This is a genomic window from Streptomyces sp. NPDC037273, assembly GCF_055603625.1.
In genome coordinates, this window is the sequence record NZ_JBVJVO010000005.1 from 1 (window position 1) to 13371 (window position 13371).

At 69.7% G+C, this 13371-nt stretch carries 14 protein-coding genes and 2 pseudogenes; 4 read left to right on the forward strand and 12 right to left on the reverse strand.

Annotated features, from left to right (window positions below; all coding sequences use genetic code 11):
* Window positions 1-88: 88 nt before the first annotated feature.
* The 5 genes and pseudogenes from ACZ7G1_RS14885 to ACZ7G1_RS14905 form a co-directional block, all read right to left on the reverse strand.
* Window positions 89-611, reverse strand: a pseudogene (locus ACZ7G1_RS14885) (IS5 family transposase); the annotation flags it as partial.
* Window positions 612-687: 76 nt separating this feature from the next.
* Entirely contained in the window at window positions 688-1269 is a 582-nt protein-coding gene (locus ACZ7G1_RS14890; protein ID WP_470874904.1) for a hypothetical protein, read from the reverse strand.
* 97 nt (window positions 1270-1366) lie between these two features.
* On the reverse strand, window positions 1367-1588 hold the full coding sequence (locus ACZ7G1_RS14895; protein ID WP_470874902.1) for a hypothetical protein: 222 nt from the start codon (window positions 1586-1588) through the stop codon (window positions 1367-1369).
* A gap of 263 nt (window positions 1589-1851) precedes the next feature.
* Entirely contained in the window at window positions 1852-2688 is an 837-nt protein-coding gene (locus ACZ7G1_RS14900) for an esterase/lipase family protein (protein ID WP_470874900.1), read from the reverse strand.
* Between the two features lie 550 nt (window positions 2689-3238).
* Complete coding sequence (locus ACZ7G1_RS14905) at window positions 3239-3610, reverse strand: DUF6193 family natural product biosynthesis protein (protein ID WP_470874898.1); 372 nt, start codon at window positions 3608-3610, stop codon at window positions 3239-3241.
* Between the two features lie 173 nt (window positions 3611-3783).
* Here ACZ7G1_RS14905 and ACZ7G1_RS14910 point away from each other — a divergent pair, with 173 nt between their 5' ends.
* Both ACZ7G1_RS14910 and ACZ7G1_RS14915 read left to right on the forward strand, forming a co-directional pair.
* The gene (locus ACZ7G1_RS14910) at window positions 3784-4377 is read left to right on the forward strand and encodes a TetR/AcrR family transcriptional regulator (protein ID WP_470874896.1); all 594 of its coding nucleotides are present in this window, start codon (window positions 3784-3786) and stop codon (window positions 4375-4377) included.
* Entirely contained in the window at window positions 4374-5210 is an 837-nt protein-coding gene (locus tag ACZ7G1_RS14915; protein ID WP_470874894.1) for an alpha/beta fold hydrolase, read from the forward strand. Before ACZ7G1_RS14910 ends, ACZ7G1_RS14915 begins: the two co-directional genes overlap by 4 nt.
* A 205-nt stretch (window positions 5211-5415) precedes the next feature.
* Here ACZ7G1_RS14915 and ACZ7G1_RS14920 read toward each other — a convergent pair whose 3' ends face one another.
* From ACZ7G1_RS14920 to ACZ7G1_RS14930, 3 genes are all read right to left on the reverse strand, one after another.
* Window positions 5416-5904, reverse strand: coding sequence for a GNAT family N-acetyltransferase (locus tag ACZ7G1_RS14920; RefSeq protein ID WP_470874892.1), 489 nt, complete (start codon window positions 5902-5904; stop codon window positions 5416-5418).
* Window positions 5905-6427: 523 nt separating this feature from the next.
* Window positions 6428-7030 (reverse strand): DUF6000 family protein, encoded by a 603-nt coding sequence (locus tag ACZ7G1_RS14925; protein ID WP_470874890.1) that lies wholly within the window; start codon window positions 7028-7030, stop codon window positions 6428-6430.
* 39 nt (window positions 7031-7069) lie between these two features.
* The gene (locus tag ACZ7G1_RS14930; protein ID WP_471204166.1) at window positions 7070-7906 is read right to left on the reverse strand and encodes a LysR family transcriptional regulator; all 837 of its coding nucleotides are present in this window, start codon (window positions 7904-7906) and stop codon (window positions 7070-7072) included.
* A gap of 226 nt (window positions 7907-8132) precedes the next feature.
* Between ACZ7G1_RS14930 and ACZ7G1_RS14935 the strand changes: the two genes are divergently transcribed.
* Complete coding sequence (locus ACZ7G1_RS14935; protein WP_470874936.1) at window positions 8133-8492, forward strand: DoxX family protein; 360 nt, start codon at window positions 8133-8135, stop codon at window positions 8490-8492.
* 57 nt (window positions 8493-8549) lie between these two features.
* Here ACZ7G1_RS14935 and ACZ7G1_RS14940 read toward each other — a convergent pair whose 3' ends face one another.
* Window positions 8550-9971, reverse strand: coding sequence for an MFS transporter (locus tag ACZ7G1_RS14940; RefSeq protein WP_470874886.1), 1422 nt, complete (start codon window positions 9969-9971; stop codon window positions 8550-8552).
* Window positions 9968-11170: a M20 metallopeptidase family protein gene (locus tag ACZ7G1_RS14945; protein WP_470874884.1), complete on the reverse strand. Its 1203-nt coding sequence runs from the start codon at window positions 11168-11170 to the stop codon at window positions 9968-9970. The genes ACZ7G1_RS14940 and ACZ7G1_RS14945 overlap by 4 nt, the downstream gene beginning before the upstream one ends.
* A gap of 104 nt (window positions 11171-11274) precedes the next feature.
* Between ACZ7G1_RS14945 and ACZ7G1_RS14950 the strand changes: the two genes are divergently transcribed.
* Window positions 11275-12342: an Lrp/AsnC family transcriptional regulator gene (locus tag ACZ7G1_RS14950; RefSeq protein ID WP_470874882.1), complete on the forward strand. Its 1068-nt coding sequence runs from the start codon at window positions 11275-11277 to the stop codon at window positions 12340-12342.
* Between the two features lie 90 nt (window positions 12343-12432).
* On the opposite strand, the gene ACZ7G1_RS14955 is transcribed toward ACZ7G1_RS14950, so the two are convergent.
* On the reverse strand, window positions 12433-12846 hold the full coding sequence (locus ACZ7G1_RS14955) for an NAD-binding protein (RefSeq protein WP_470874934.1): 414 nt from the start codon (window positions 12844-12846) through the stop codon (window positions 12433-12435).
* Window positions 12841-13323 (reverse strand): annotated as a pseudogene (locus ACZ7G1_RS14960) (NAD(P)-dependent oxidoreductase); the annotation flags it as partial. The gene ACZ7G1_RS14955 and the pseudogene ACZ7G1_RS14960, both read right to left, overlap by 6 nt.
* Window positions 13324-13371 lie beyond the last annotated feature (48 nt).

The window sequence follows — 13371 nt, forward strand, 5'->3', positions numbered from 1 at the left end:
CCCCCCCCCCCCCCCACCCCCCCCCCCCCCCCCCCCCCCCCCCCCCCCCCCCCCCCCCCCCCCCCCCCCCCCCCCCCCCCCCCCCCCCCCCCCCCACGCCCCGGATCGGTGGGATCGCCTCCAGGAGCGGCAGGAGCTGTGTGACGTCGTGGCGGTTGCCGCCGGTCAGCGTGACGGCGAGCGGGGTGCCGTGCCGGTCGACGATCAGGTGGTGCTTGCTGCCCGGCCGACCCCGGTCGACCGGCGAAGGTCCGGTGTGAGCCCCCCCCTTTGAGTGCCCTGACGTGTGAGCCGTCGATCGCCGAGTCGTCCATCTCCAGGAGACCCACTGCTCGCAGCTCGGCGAGAAGGACCTCGTGCAAGCGGGGCCAGACACCAGCCTCAGTCCAGTCCCGGAGCCGACGCCAGGCGGTCACCCCCGAACAGCCAACGACCTGGGCGGCAACATCGCGCCAGGCCACGCCCTTCCGGAGCACGTAGATGATGCCGGCGAGCGCGACGCGGTCCGACACCGGCAGCCGTCCGGGGTGGCGATGGCGTCGGGCAGGCTGAGGGGGGAGAAGCGCGGCTATGCGCTCCCAGAGATCGTCTGGCACGAGATCGGCAGGCACGTCGGAGAGTCTGCCCGACGCCCTATCAGGCATGGACAGCGACGCCGATTGATGCGGTCGGCGGCGCTGGAGGGGTTCAGCGCCAGCCTCCGTGGCGAGGTTCCACGTGCTCGCCGAACAATGGGCCGAACTCCTGGCCGTCCTCGTCGATCACGACGTAGTCCGCTTCGGTCTTCGAGGCGGCTGCATGCAACCGGATGACGAGGTCAGTAACAGGCACGATACGCAGCGACAGGGCTGCGGCCACCTGGGCAGCTTCGTCGTCGATGTTCGGGTTGTACTTGTTGCGGGACCGTTCAAGGTGTCGAGCAGACACCTGCATGACCTCGACATCGCCACCGCCCGAGAACGTGAGGCAGTCGTGCCATTCCAGCCCGATGATGATCTCCAGCGCTTCCCCCAGATCATCGGCGAGTAGACCGCCTTCCCCTTCGGAACTCGCGTACACAACCGGTCGGCGACCGTCCTGCTCGGTGCAGAGGAAGTAGGCCCCACCGGCGGACTCCCCGGCGATCACCTCCATCGGCGCACCCGAGGCAAGCCTCAAGCCCTCGCCAGAGTGCCTCCGATGGATGTCGAAGCCGAACGACGACCTCAGCAGCAGATCGATCTCTGGGGTGTTCTGGATCAGGTCGAGCAGGTGATCACTTGAGGTCATGGCACGGACGATAGCGACTGTCACTGACGTGTCGGCACCACGGTGAACAGCGTGCTGCTGTCTGTCCGTGGCCTGCCCCACGTTCATTCTGAAACCATCAGTAAGTCCAGGCGACCGCGACCCCCAGCCTCTCCGGGGGCGCGGCAGGAGAGATACGCCCGAAGAACTCCGCACTGCGCGTCGCGACGATCCGCTCAGCCGCGGCCGGCACACCGAAGTAGTCCGTGGACTGGACCCAGGCCAGGGCCTCGGACTCGACCTGGGCCACCTGCGGGTGCAGGGAAGCAGGGATGGGGCAGTGGAAGGACCAGACGCTCACAGTGCACCGCCCCACTCACAGACGGCCGTACGAGGGTTCGCTCACGGCCACCACGAGTGAACCCGCGGGCTCTCCCCCGGACCAGGCGTGGTCACCGGCTCACGAGCGCAGGGCGCGGCGCGCCGCGACCAACCCTGGCGTGTGGCCATGCCCCCCCGTACACCCTGCCTTCTCCTTACTGCCTCTGGGCGGCTCATTCACCACCCGGACTGTCGGCCCAGCCGGTGGCGAGGAGGCTTCATCTGGGGGCATTGGGGCCGGAATCAGAAGGCAGGCGCCCTCAGTACACAGGGGGCTGCCGGGGCCGCGGGGTCCAGGGCCCGCTTGACAAGTCCGATCGCGCGCGGGCTGTAGGACATGCTGAGGTGGGCGGAGAGGTCGATCGGACAGCCCTCTTGGAGGGTGATGTTCTGCACGGTCGCTCCGGGGCCCGCTGTCATGAACGTGCTCTGCCAGGGGGTGGTGATCTCGTCGTACTTGGTGGCGATGACGGTGTAGTCGATCCCGGGGACGGTGTCGCCGTCGGCGTTGAGTTCCTTGATGAAGTCGGACTTCTCGTACTGCTGGACTCCTGCCTTCCCCACGGTCACCTGGCCGGGTTCCAGAATCCCGAGCTTGTCGGAGAGGGTCGAGATGCCGCTCATAGTGGTGCCGTGGTTGGTCGCGCCGAGCTGGATGACCTTCTTGACCTTGTTCTTCGAGGGGTCGGCCGGGTTCGCACCGCCGTCGGCCTTGAGATACCAGCGGGAGAGGGTCCCGCCCTGGGAGTGGCCGACCAGGTCGACCTGTCCGGCGCCGCTGGCAGCGAGCACCTTGTCCACGAAGGCGGCCAGTTCCTTGGAGGACTCCTCGATGTCTCCGTAGCCCTTGACGGTGGGAGCGAGAGCCACCGCGGCGTCGTCGGTGTCGCCGAAGTCGAGGGCGTAGACGCAGTAGCCCTCAGCCTTCAGCTCAGGAGACATCCGGGACCAGTTGTTGTAGCGGTTCTCGTAGGTGCCGTGGACTAGGACGACCGGACGCGGGTGGGCGGCGCTGGGACGGCAGTTCCAGTCGTTGGCACCCGGCGGGTCGATATCGAGGTGGAGGATGGAATGGACCATGGCGGGAAGGAAATTGTCCTGCTCGGGGCCGGTTTCCGCTGCCGCCGTGGTGGAGGTGACCAAGACCGTCGCTGCGGCGGCGCAGACGGCACTGACGTATTTGGATAGGTGCAAGACCGATCGCTTCACGAGTCCCCCTTTGAAGAACAATCTCCGTCGATTGGATAGCGGCAGTATCCAAGAGAGGTGATCAGTTCGAGACGGGTACGAACGAGATGGCCGAATCGGCCCCTTCGCACAGCGCCACTACGGACCATGCCCGAGGCCACATCGACACGCTCCCGCGCACTATGCCGCCCGCGCCCCCTTGGCTTCCGGCAAGGCATGGAAACCGGCTCGACAGCGCGGGCCACCCCGACCGGCCGTAACAGGCGGTCCTCGTCGACGCGGGGACCATCCTCGTACGGAGGGGAAGCGAGCGGCCTCGGCCAGTCGGGCTGCAAGCGGCCCCGGCGAGGGTCTTGCCCGCGGACGCGGGGCCATCGACCGGTCTCATCGAAGGGTGGTCGGTCTCGGCGACTTTGGCCGGCCCCGCAGCTGCGCGACCGGCTCAGCTGACTGGGTGGTCCAGCTGGGGCCAGGGTCCCTCGAAGGCCGGCCCGCAGTCCTCGGGCAAACAGGCCACCACCAACGCGGCCGCCTCCTGCGGCGTCAGAGACGCGCCCAGGGTGCCACCCACGCTCAGCGGTGCGTAGACGATGCACGAGTGCGCGTCACCCACGATGTACGGCAGGTCGTTGCTCCACGGGTACTGCGTGTTCCGGTGAAAGCTGAGCGCCCCGTGGCTCGGGAACGGGTACAGGGCCCGTAGGCGAGGTTCGGCGTAGGCCGCCGCTATCACCGCCGGCTCTCCGCGCCGCGCCCCGGGGTGCCCCTCCACGATTCCGCGCCAGGTCTTCTCGACAACCGTCTCTTCAGCCATCCCGTGATCATGGCGTCCGAGCTCGGCCACGCCAAACCCCACCCACCATCCCGGCGGTCGGACTTCCCCGCTGACGCCTCAGATTGCCGCCCCGCCACCCACTCACGCCTGGTGTAGTTGCTTTCCTAGGACCCCTAGTTTAAAACTAGAGGCCCAAGGATCTGGGAGGACGCATGGCGCGGGCAGGGCTGACAGCACAGCGGGTCACGATCGCGGGTGCCGAGCTGGCGGACGAGGTAGGGCTCGACCAGGTCACCATGTCGCAGATCGCGCGGCGGCTGGGCGTGAAGGACGCCAGCCTCTACACGCACGTCCGCAATCTGGAGGACCTGCGGGGACGGATCGCGCTGCTGGCCGCTGACGAGAAGACCATCCGGATCGCGGAGGCGACCGTGGGGCGGTCGGGCAGAGACGCTCTGGTCGCCTTCGCGAACGCGTGGCGGGAGTACGCACACGAGCACCCGGGCCGCTACGCCGCGACACAGACCCCGATCCAGATCGACCCAGAACTGGCGGCGACGGCGCCCGGACCACGCCGGGCGGTCGAGCTGACCTACGGCATGCTGCGCGGCTACGGCCTGGCCGAACCCGACCTGACCGACGCGGTCCGGCTGCTGCGCAGCACGTTCCACGGCTTCGTCGCGCTGGAAGCGGCGGGCGGCTTCGCCCATGAGCGTTCGCCGCAGCAATCCTGGGTCCGCGCGCTCGACGCGCTGCACACCCTCCTGGAGCACTGGCCCCCGTCCCGAGAAGGAGACCCGGCATGACCGTCCCGACCATCGGCAACCTGCGCGTCGAAGGCGCGACCCTGCACTACGAAGTGCGCGGCCACGGCCCGCTCCTGCTTCTGATCCCCGGCGGAGCCGGCGGCGCGGCCTCCTTCGACGGCATCGCCGACGCCTTGGCCGCCGACTACACCGTCGCGACCTACGACCCGCGCGGAATGTCCCGCAGCACGCTGGACTACCCCGAAGCCGACCAGCGAGTGTCCGAGCACGCCGACGACGCGCTGCGCATCCTGGAGCTGCTGTCACCCAGCCAGCCCGCCCGGATCTTCGGCGCCAGCTCGGGCGCGATCATCGCCCTGCACCTGCTCACCACCCGCCCCGAACGCGTCGCACGGCTCGTGGCACACGAGCCGCCGCTCGTGGAGGTCCTGCCCGACGCAGCCGACCACCGCGCGCTCATCGCACGCGTACAGGCCACGCTGCAGGAAGAAGGGCTCATGCCGGCGATGGCCGTGTTCGCAGCCGGCCTGCAGAAGGACGGCGACAACACCCAGCCGGCTCCGGCACCCAAGCTTCCGCCCCAAGCCGCGGCCCGGGCCGAGCAGACCATGGCGAACCTGCCGTACTTCGTCGGACGCATCGTGCCGAGCTTCATGTCCTACACGCCTGACATCCAGCGGCTGGAGTCGCTGGCCGACCGACTCGTCCTCGCGTGCGGCACGGACTCACACGGCGAACTGCCCTACCGTCCAGCCGCCTTGCTGGCACCACGCCTTGGCGCGCGACTCCAGCACTTCCCCGGCGGACACACCGGACTGACCACCCACCCCACCGAGTTCGGACAGCTCCTCCGAGAGGCTCTGCAGGCTTGACCACACACCAGACTCGCCCGTCGCCCCTGCCCAGCCTCGATGGTGGGGGCTGGGTGCGGAGGAACCGTTCCGCACCCACAGCTTCTAGCCGCGCCTGAGGACGGGGGGCTCCACCGTGGGCGACGCCCTGGAGGACGGAGCCCGGACCGATGACACGTGACCTGGGACAACGCGTCCGCCGCAGATCCTGTGAAGATGACTGAGCCTACGCGAGTTGCTTCCGCATCAACGTGCACATCGTTTCGTAGCGGCGCAACGTTCCATCAGGGGCTTGCTGGTCCCACGAGTCCGGCTGACGGTCGTACGCGACATATCCCAGCCGTTCGTACAGTGCACGTGCCCGCGGGTTGCCCTCCTCCACACCCAGCTCGGCCTGCCGCAGACCTCGGTTCCTGATCCGCAGTTCTGCGGCTTCGACAAGGAACGTGCCGATCCCACACGACTGCAAAGCCGGGTGGACAGCCAGCTGCCACAAAGTGTCGACACCGTCCTTGACCTGGTAGTCGACGCCGCCTTTCGCCACCGGGATGTCGGTTGCGGGGCACACCACGAGGTAGTCGACCTCACCGATCCGGGCACGTTCCAACTGCTCGGCAACACCCGCCAGGTGATGGTCAGACCCTGCCCACCCGCATGCCGCCAGGTCGGCGTGCACCAAGTCACGGGCTGACAGCTTCAGCACGACGTCGATCATCTTCACTACCTCCGGCGAGCCAGCATCCATGCCGATCACACGAGGCGCAAAACTGTTTCCCCAGATCGGCTGACTGACTCACCGGCCCCCGCCCGCTGGCGCACGAATCTGCCCCTGCGGCAGCTTGCCCCAATGTTCGGCTCGTCGTCGCCGTCGGCAGGCCCGCGCCCGGCAACCGCAACGACGTTGAGGGACAGACCTCAATCTCGTGTCGAGTAGCGCCAGTTGGTCAGCCAGCAGCCCGAGGGGCAGTCCGCCCGTGAGGGTACGTTCCAAGCCCTCCAAGGCCCGACCGTCCCGTAGTTACGGGACCCACCGTTGGAACAGGTGATGGAGACCCGGTGCTCTCCACCGGTCCACGGGTCTTCGCACACGGCAGTGGCGTACCAGCCAAGGCCTTCCGGCAGAACGGTCACACGTATTCCGCCTCTGGCAGAGGCTCCACGGCCGCTGGCGTAAGAGAGGGTGCCACGTCGGTGACCTTGAGCCGGCGGCTTCGCAACGGACAACGTCATGGGAGGGGTCAGAAGCCTGCGCATTCATCTACGACGGCGCAGGCGAGGCGAATGCCGCCCAGGTAGCCGGAGATGTCGGCGTCGTCGTGCATGTGGGGCGCGTCCTTGACCCACTGATGCCACAGGCCGCCCTCTTGGAGGAAGTGGTCGGCCCGGTCGCTGTGCAGGGCTGCGGCGGTGTACGCCAGGGCGCCCATGGCGGTCGGCTGGTCGTAGGCGAGGTCGGGTCGACGCAGGTAGCGATCCAGGTAAGCGGCGAGGAGGTCGGCGTCCCGCGCGGTGCCGAAGCTCGCCAGCGCTACACAGTAGGCCCCACCCGCGCAGCAGACCTCGCTCTGCAGCAGCAGCCCTCCCAGGCGGTCACGGAAGTGGTCACGACGCGAGACCGCAATGAACCATGCTGCGGTTCGCCGCTCGCGCCAGCTGCCTTCGAGCAGGATGGTGAGCTCGGCGTCGGTGACCGACCTCGCGTCAGCGGCCAGGTGACGAGCGAACGGCTCGTACTCCTCGCGCGGCATGCGAAGTACTGATCCGCCGAGCTTCAGGTAGCGGCGCGCGGGCAGGCAGTAACGGCGGTACAGGGCCTGTATCTCGGTGTCGTAGCGGATCACCGTCCCATCCTCTCCGGAGGCCCAGTCGATCGGCCAGGCTCATTGACGGTATGCCGCTGTCGCGATCTCGATGAAGGATCGGATCAACGGGTTGGTGTCACCTTCGTTCCACACCGCCACCACAGGGCTCGGCTTCATGTCGACCAGCGGAACCACGGCGAACTCCGCCGGTAGGTCGTGCCCGAGCGGGGCCAGGCCGACCGTGCCGTTCCACAGCACGGCGTGGAGGCATTCCTGGACGGCGCGCACCACTGGGCCTTCGCGCGGCGTGCCGCCGTTCCAGTACGACTGCCAGGTCGGGTCGGTGCCTTGAGGGAACTGGAACCAGCGGCGTTCGCTGAGTTCGGCCAGGTGCAGTCGGTCACGGCGGGCCAGCGGGTCGTCGGCGCGCAGGACCACGCCGACGGGATCGGTTCGGAGTACGCGTACCGTCAGGGCGGTCTCGTCGAACGGCGCCCGGGTAAGGGCGACGTCGACCAGTCCGGTGCGCAGGCCGCAGGTGGGGTCGGTCAGGTCGGTGTCGCGGATGTGGATGTCGATGCCGGGGTGGGTTCGGCGGTAGGCGGCGGCCAGCCTGGTCACTCCCGGGTCGGTGCCGTCGCCCAGGATGCCGACGGTGATGGTCGCGGCGCCGGCCGCCGCGCTCACGCGTGCGCGGACGCGGTCGGCGTGATCGAGCAGGGCTCGCGCCTCGTCGAGCAGCACCGCGCCCGCCGGAGTGAGCGTGACGCCTGTGGGTGAGCGGGTGAACAGCTGGGCGCCGGTATCGGCCTCGAGTTTCTTGATCGCCCGGCTCAGCGGTGGCTGGCTCATGTGCAGTCGGGTGGCTGCCCGGCCGAAGTGGAGTTCCTCGGCGACAGCGACGAAATAGCGCAGGGTGCGTAGCTCCACACTGCAACGATACCCAAAAGGTATCGGGGGTGCGGGATGAGTCTTGGACACCGGCAGGCCTCCGGCGGTGCACTGGTGAGCATGACCGAGGAAGCACAGGCCGAGGCGCCGCAGGCCGACCCCGCCGCCGAGTCCGTCCTCGCGTCGCACACCAAAGTCCACGGTTCGCGTGAACCGGGAACCGGGAACCGGGAACCGATGAATGGGAATCATGAACGTCGCCTACTGGATCGTCGCGGGACCGCTCGCTCTCTTCTATGCCTACGCGGGCACGCTGAAGGTGATCCGCAGTCGCGATCAACTCCGGCCGATGATGGCCTGGGTCGACCGCGTGCCTCTGCCCGCCCTCAGAGCGCTGGGAACGGTCGAAGTCCTCGGCGCGGCCGGACTGGTCCTGCCGCCGCTGACGGGCATCGCTCCCCCGCTGGCGCTCGCCGCGGCTGGCGGCCTGGCACTCCTCCAGGCCGGGGCGATCGCCGTCCACTTGACCGGCAAGGACCGACAGATCGCACTCAACATCGGGCTCGCCACCACCGCGGTCGTGACCGTGTGGCTGGCGACCGGGCTGTGACAGGGCGCCCGGGTGGCGTGCCCGCGTCGCTGTGCGGAGGAGTGGCTGAGGGGCGATTCATTGCCGCACGTGGGGTGTCGTCTCACGGTTGGTCAGGACTTGGAGTGTGAGCGCGCCCAGGCACAGCAGCGCGCTGAGTGCCCAGATCGTCAGGTAGGCGGAGAGCGCTGGGATGTCTGTGTCTCCGGTGACCAGGGACCCGAGGACGACGGCTGAGCCCGCGCCCGCGAGGCTGCCGCCGAGGGTTTTGAGGTTGTTGTAGACGGCGGTCGCGCTCGCGGTGCGGTCCGGGGTGCTGCGTTCCGCGATCAGTGTGGGCAGGCCGCCCAGGGCCAGGCCCATGCCGAAGCCGGCGACGGCGGAGGCAAGGGCGAACAGGGGCAGTGTGGTGTGGCCGGCGATCAGCCCCACGTTGCCGGAGGCCATCAGGGTGAAGGCGAGCAGCAGGACGCGACGGTAGCCGGTGCGGGCCGCCACGCGGGCCACGAGGCTCGCGCCGGTGAAGGCGAGGAGGTGGGGGACGGCGCCCCAGGCGCTGATCGCCCAGGACGTGAGGCCGAAGCCGTATCCCTCGTCGGCTGTCGACGCGGCAAGGTACGAGATGCTGACGGCCTGACCGCCCAGCATCACGGCGCCGAAGACGAACCCGGAGGCGTAGTGCGGCGCGGACCGGGGGTGGGCCACTGCCCGGACGTCGACCAGGGCGTGCGGCCGGGTCCGTTCGAGCCGGATCCAGCAGGCGAGCAGCGACAGGGAGAGAACGAGGCCGCCGAGGGTGAGCGGTGAGGTCCAGCCCCATGTCTGGCCGCGTGCCGTCGTGCCGAGGAACAGCAGCAGGGCCAGGCTGAGCAGGAGTGCTCCTGCCCAGTCCATACGGCCGGGGGCGCGGGTCCGGGACTCGGGGATCGCGCTGTGCGAGAGGGCCATGCAGGCGCAGGCGATCGCGGCGAGGACGGAGAGCGTGGCCTGGATCCCGCCGGTGAGTTCGAGCAGGGGGCCGGCCAGGGCGTGGCCGAGGAGCGAGCCGAGGGTGAGCGCGCCGACGAGGAGTGCTACCGCCCGCCGCGCGCCCTCGAGGTCGAGCCGGTCCCGTACGAGACCGATCTCCAGCGGCAGCAGCGCCGCCAGGGGGCCCATGAGGGCACGGCCGACCAGCAGCACCGTCAGATTGGGTGCGAGGGCCACGAGGATGGTGCCCGCCGCGATGCAGAGCAGCGCGATCCGGAGCAGTCGGCGGTGGCCGTACAGATCGCCGAGGCGTCCGAGCACCGGTACGCCCACCGCGGCGGCCAGGAACTGGACCGCCATGTACCACTGCGCCTGCGACGCGCTGATGGACTGCCAGTCCTGCACGGCGGGCACCAGTGCCGGGCCCGATCCCTGGAGGAAGCCACTGACCAATTCGAAGACGACCAGCAGACCGACCACGGCGGTGACCGGGGGCGCCGCCGTCTTCACCGTCCCGCCCGGTGTTCTCATGCGGACGCTCCTGCGGCGAGTCGCCGCTCCGCGAGTTCGGCGAGCAGCGCCGCCTGGCGGTGGAGCACCCGGTCGTCGAACACGGCCCGCGGCGAATGGTTCTGCGGTGCCTTTTCCACGTCCGCGCCCTCGGGTGCGGCGCCGACCATCAGCATCGCGCCGGGCACCTTGTTCAGTACCAGGGAGAAGTCCTCCGAACCGTTGGCGGGCTGCGGGGCGTGCCACACCTCGCCCGCGCCGAAGAGGTCGCGTGCCGTCTCGAGGGCGAACTCCGTCGCGGCCGGCTCGTTGATCGTGACCGGGTAGAGCATCTGGTACTCCACGTCCGCCTCCAAACCGTGCGCGGCCGCGATCCCGCGCACGAGGCGCGGCAGCCCTTGGGCCAGCCGCTCGTGGTTGGCTTCCGAGTAACTGCGTACGGTCGCCTCGAACTCGGCCGTGTCCGGGATGACGTTCTGCTGTGTACCGGCATGCAACCGGCCCACGGTCACCACCACCGGGTCGAATACGTCGAAGGTGCGCGTCACCCAGTTCTGCAGCGCGGTGACCATCTCGCAGACCGCGGGCACCGGGTCCTTGGCATGGTGCGGAGCCGAACCGTGCCCTCCCTCGCCCCGCACCGTCACCCGCAGGACGTCGGACGCCGTCATGACGGTGCCGGGCCGCGACGTGATCCAGCCGCCCGGCAGTCGGTTGGCCGACACATGGAGTGCGAAGGCCGCATCGAGCGGCTTGCCCGCCGCGTCCAGGACCCCTTCGTCGATCATCGCGCCCGCGCCGTTGTGGCCCTCCTCGCCCGGCTGGAACATGAACACCACGTCGCCGTGGAGGCTTTCCCTGCGGTCCGCCAGCAGTGTCGCCGCGCCGACGAGTCCGGCGGTGTGCAGATCGTGCCCGCAGCCGTGCATCCGGCCGGCCACCTCGGAGGCGTACTCCACCCCGGTGAGTTCCTCCACCGGCAGTGCGTCCATGTCGCCCCGCAGCAGGACCGCCCCGCCGGGACGGCCGCCTCGCAGGACGGCTGTGACGGAGGTCAGCTCGCGGCCGAGCGTGATGTCGAGCGGGAGACCGTCGAGCGCGGCGAGGACTTTCTCCTGTGTACGCGGCAGCTGCAGACCGAGCTCCGGCTCGCGGTGGAGCGAGCGGCGGAGCCGCACGAGATCGGGCTGGAGTTCCCTGGCGCGTTCCAGTACGGACATGCTGCGTCAACCTCCTGGTTCGGTTCCGGCCTTCGGTGGGGCAAGATTGAAGTGCTCACCACCCCGCCGACCCTCAATCGCAGGAATCACGCAAGGGGCATCGATTGACGCAGTATTCCGCGCACGGGCATAGTGCGGTCAGGGCGCTCGACGACGTCGACCAGGCCCTGGTGCACGCGCTGCAGATCGCCCCACGGGCCGGGTGGAACGAGATCGGCGCCGTACTCGGCCTAGACGCCGTCACCGTGGCTCGACGCTGGCAGCGGCTCACCGAAGCCGGCGCCGCATGGATCAGCTGCTCCCCGTCCCCCGCCCTCGCCTCCGCAGGACAGGGACTCCTCGCCTTCGTCGAAGTGGACTGCGCCAACGGCAGTCTGCTGACCGTGGCCCAGGCCCTCGCCCAGCTGCCGCACGTCACCGCCGTCGAACACGTCAGCGGAGACCGCGACCTGCTGCTCACCGTCATGGCACCGGACCTGACGGCCCTCACCCACTGGATCACCCGCGGCATCGGCGCCATGCCCGGCGTCATCGCCAGCCGCACCCACCTCGCGAGCACCGTCTACGCAGAGGGCAGCCGCTGGCGGCTGCGCGCCCTCGACCGCACCCAGATCGCCCGCCTCGCCGCCACCGAGACCGCCCGCACCGGGACACCCGTCTTCCCGCTCACCGACCTGGACCACGCCCTCGTCGCCGCCCTTTCCATGAACGGCCGCGCCACCTACCGGGCGCTCGCCGACGCCTGCGGCGCGAGCCCCGACACGGTCCGCCGACGACTCGGCCGCCTCTTCGCCGCCGGCATGCTCCAGACCCGCTGCGAGGTCGCCCGCCCCCTCTCGGAGTGGCCGGTGACCGTGATCCAGTGGGGGCGCGCGACCGCGGGAGAGTTGGAACGTGTCTCGCGCGGAGTCACCGGGGCCCGGGAAGTACGCCTGTGCGCCGGCGTCACCGGCCGGAACAACATCCTCATCATCGCCTGGGTGAAGTCCCTCACCGACGTGCAGCGCTTCGAGGTACGGCTCGCCCAGCGCGTTCCCGGCCTGGAGATCACCGACCGGGCCGTGGCACTGTGGCCGCTCAAGCTCAGCGGCCACCTCCTCGACGAACACGGCTACCGCATCGGCGGCGTCCCTCTGGATGTCCGCACGGCCGGAGCGAACAGCCGGGGCTAGGCAAAGCTCCTGGGATCCGGGCGCTCCGCCTCTCCGGCTTCGGGGCCGGCACTGGGCATCGCGTGTCGACGGCCGCGCGAGCAGTGGGGTTCATCGCGGCTGCTGTTCGGCGATCACAGCCCAGTCGTCGGCCGCGCCGCCGTCGGTGATCGCCTGGTCGAATACGCCTCTGAGCAGTTCGCCGATCGGGAGGGGGACCCCTTGGCCGGCCGCCGCCTCAAGGGCGAGGTGGAGGTCCTTGCGGCCGAGTGCCGTGGAGAACCCGGCCGGCTGGTACGTCCGCTGCGCGATCATCGACCCGTATCCGGAGTAGACGGGGCCGGGAAAGAGCGTCGAGGCCAGGAGTTCGACGAACTGTGCCAGGTCGGCGCCGGCCGCGTCGGCGACGCTGACCGCCTCGCCGAGTGACTGGATCGCGCAGGCGATCAGGTAGTTGCCCAGGATCTTGGCGATGTTGGCCTGCTCGGGCAGTTCGCCGAGGCGCCAGGTGCGGGACCCGATCACGTCGAAGAACGGCTGGGCCCGCTCGATGAGTTCGGCCTCCCCCGCGGCGAGGACGTTCAGCGCTCCGGACTCCGCGACGCTCACCCGGCCGAACACCGGGGCCGCCACATAGCCGATCCCGTGCGCGGCGTGCGCGTCCGCGGCACGACGGGCCAGGTCGACGCTCACCGTGGCCATGTTGACGTGGACCGCTCCCTGCCGGGCCTCGCCAAGTACCCCCGAGTCGAGGAACGCCTCCGCGAAGGCCGTGTCGTCGGACAGGACCGAGAACACCACCGGGCACCGCAGGGCCTCCGAGACGGACGCGACGCGGAGGGCGCCCGCCTCCGCGAGCTCCTCCGCGGGCCCGGCCGAACGGTTCCAGACCACGGTCTCGTGGCCGGCCCGCACCAGATTGCGCGCGATCGCCCGCCCCATTCCGCCCAGCCCGATGACTGCGACCTCGCCCATCACGCAACCTCCACTCATGAACCGCCTAAGACGGTTCCATTGTGGCGTGGGTCGCCGCCCCTGTCGAACCGGCTA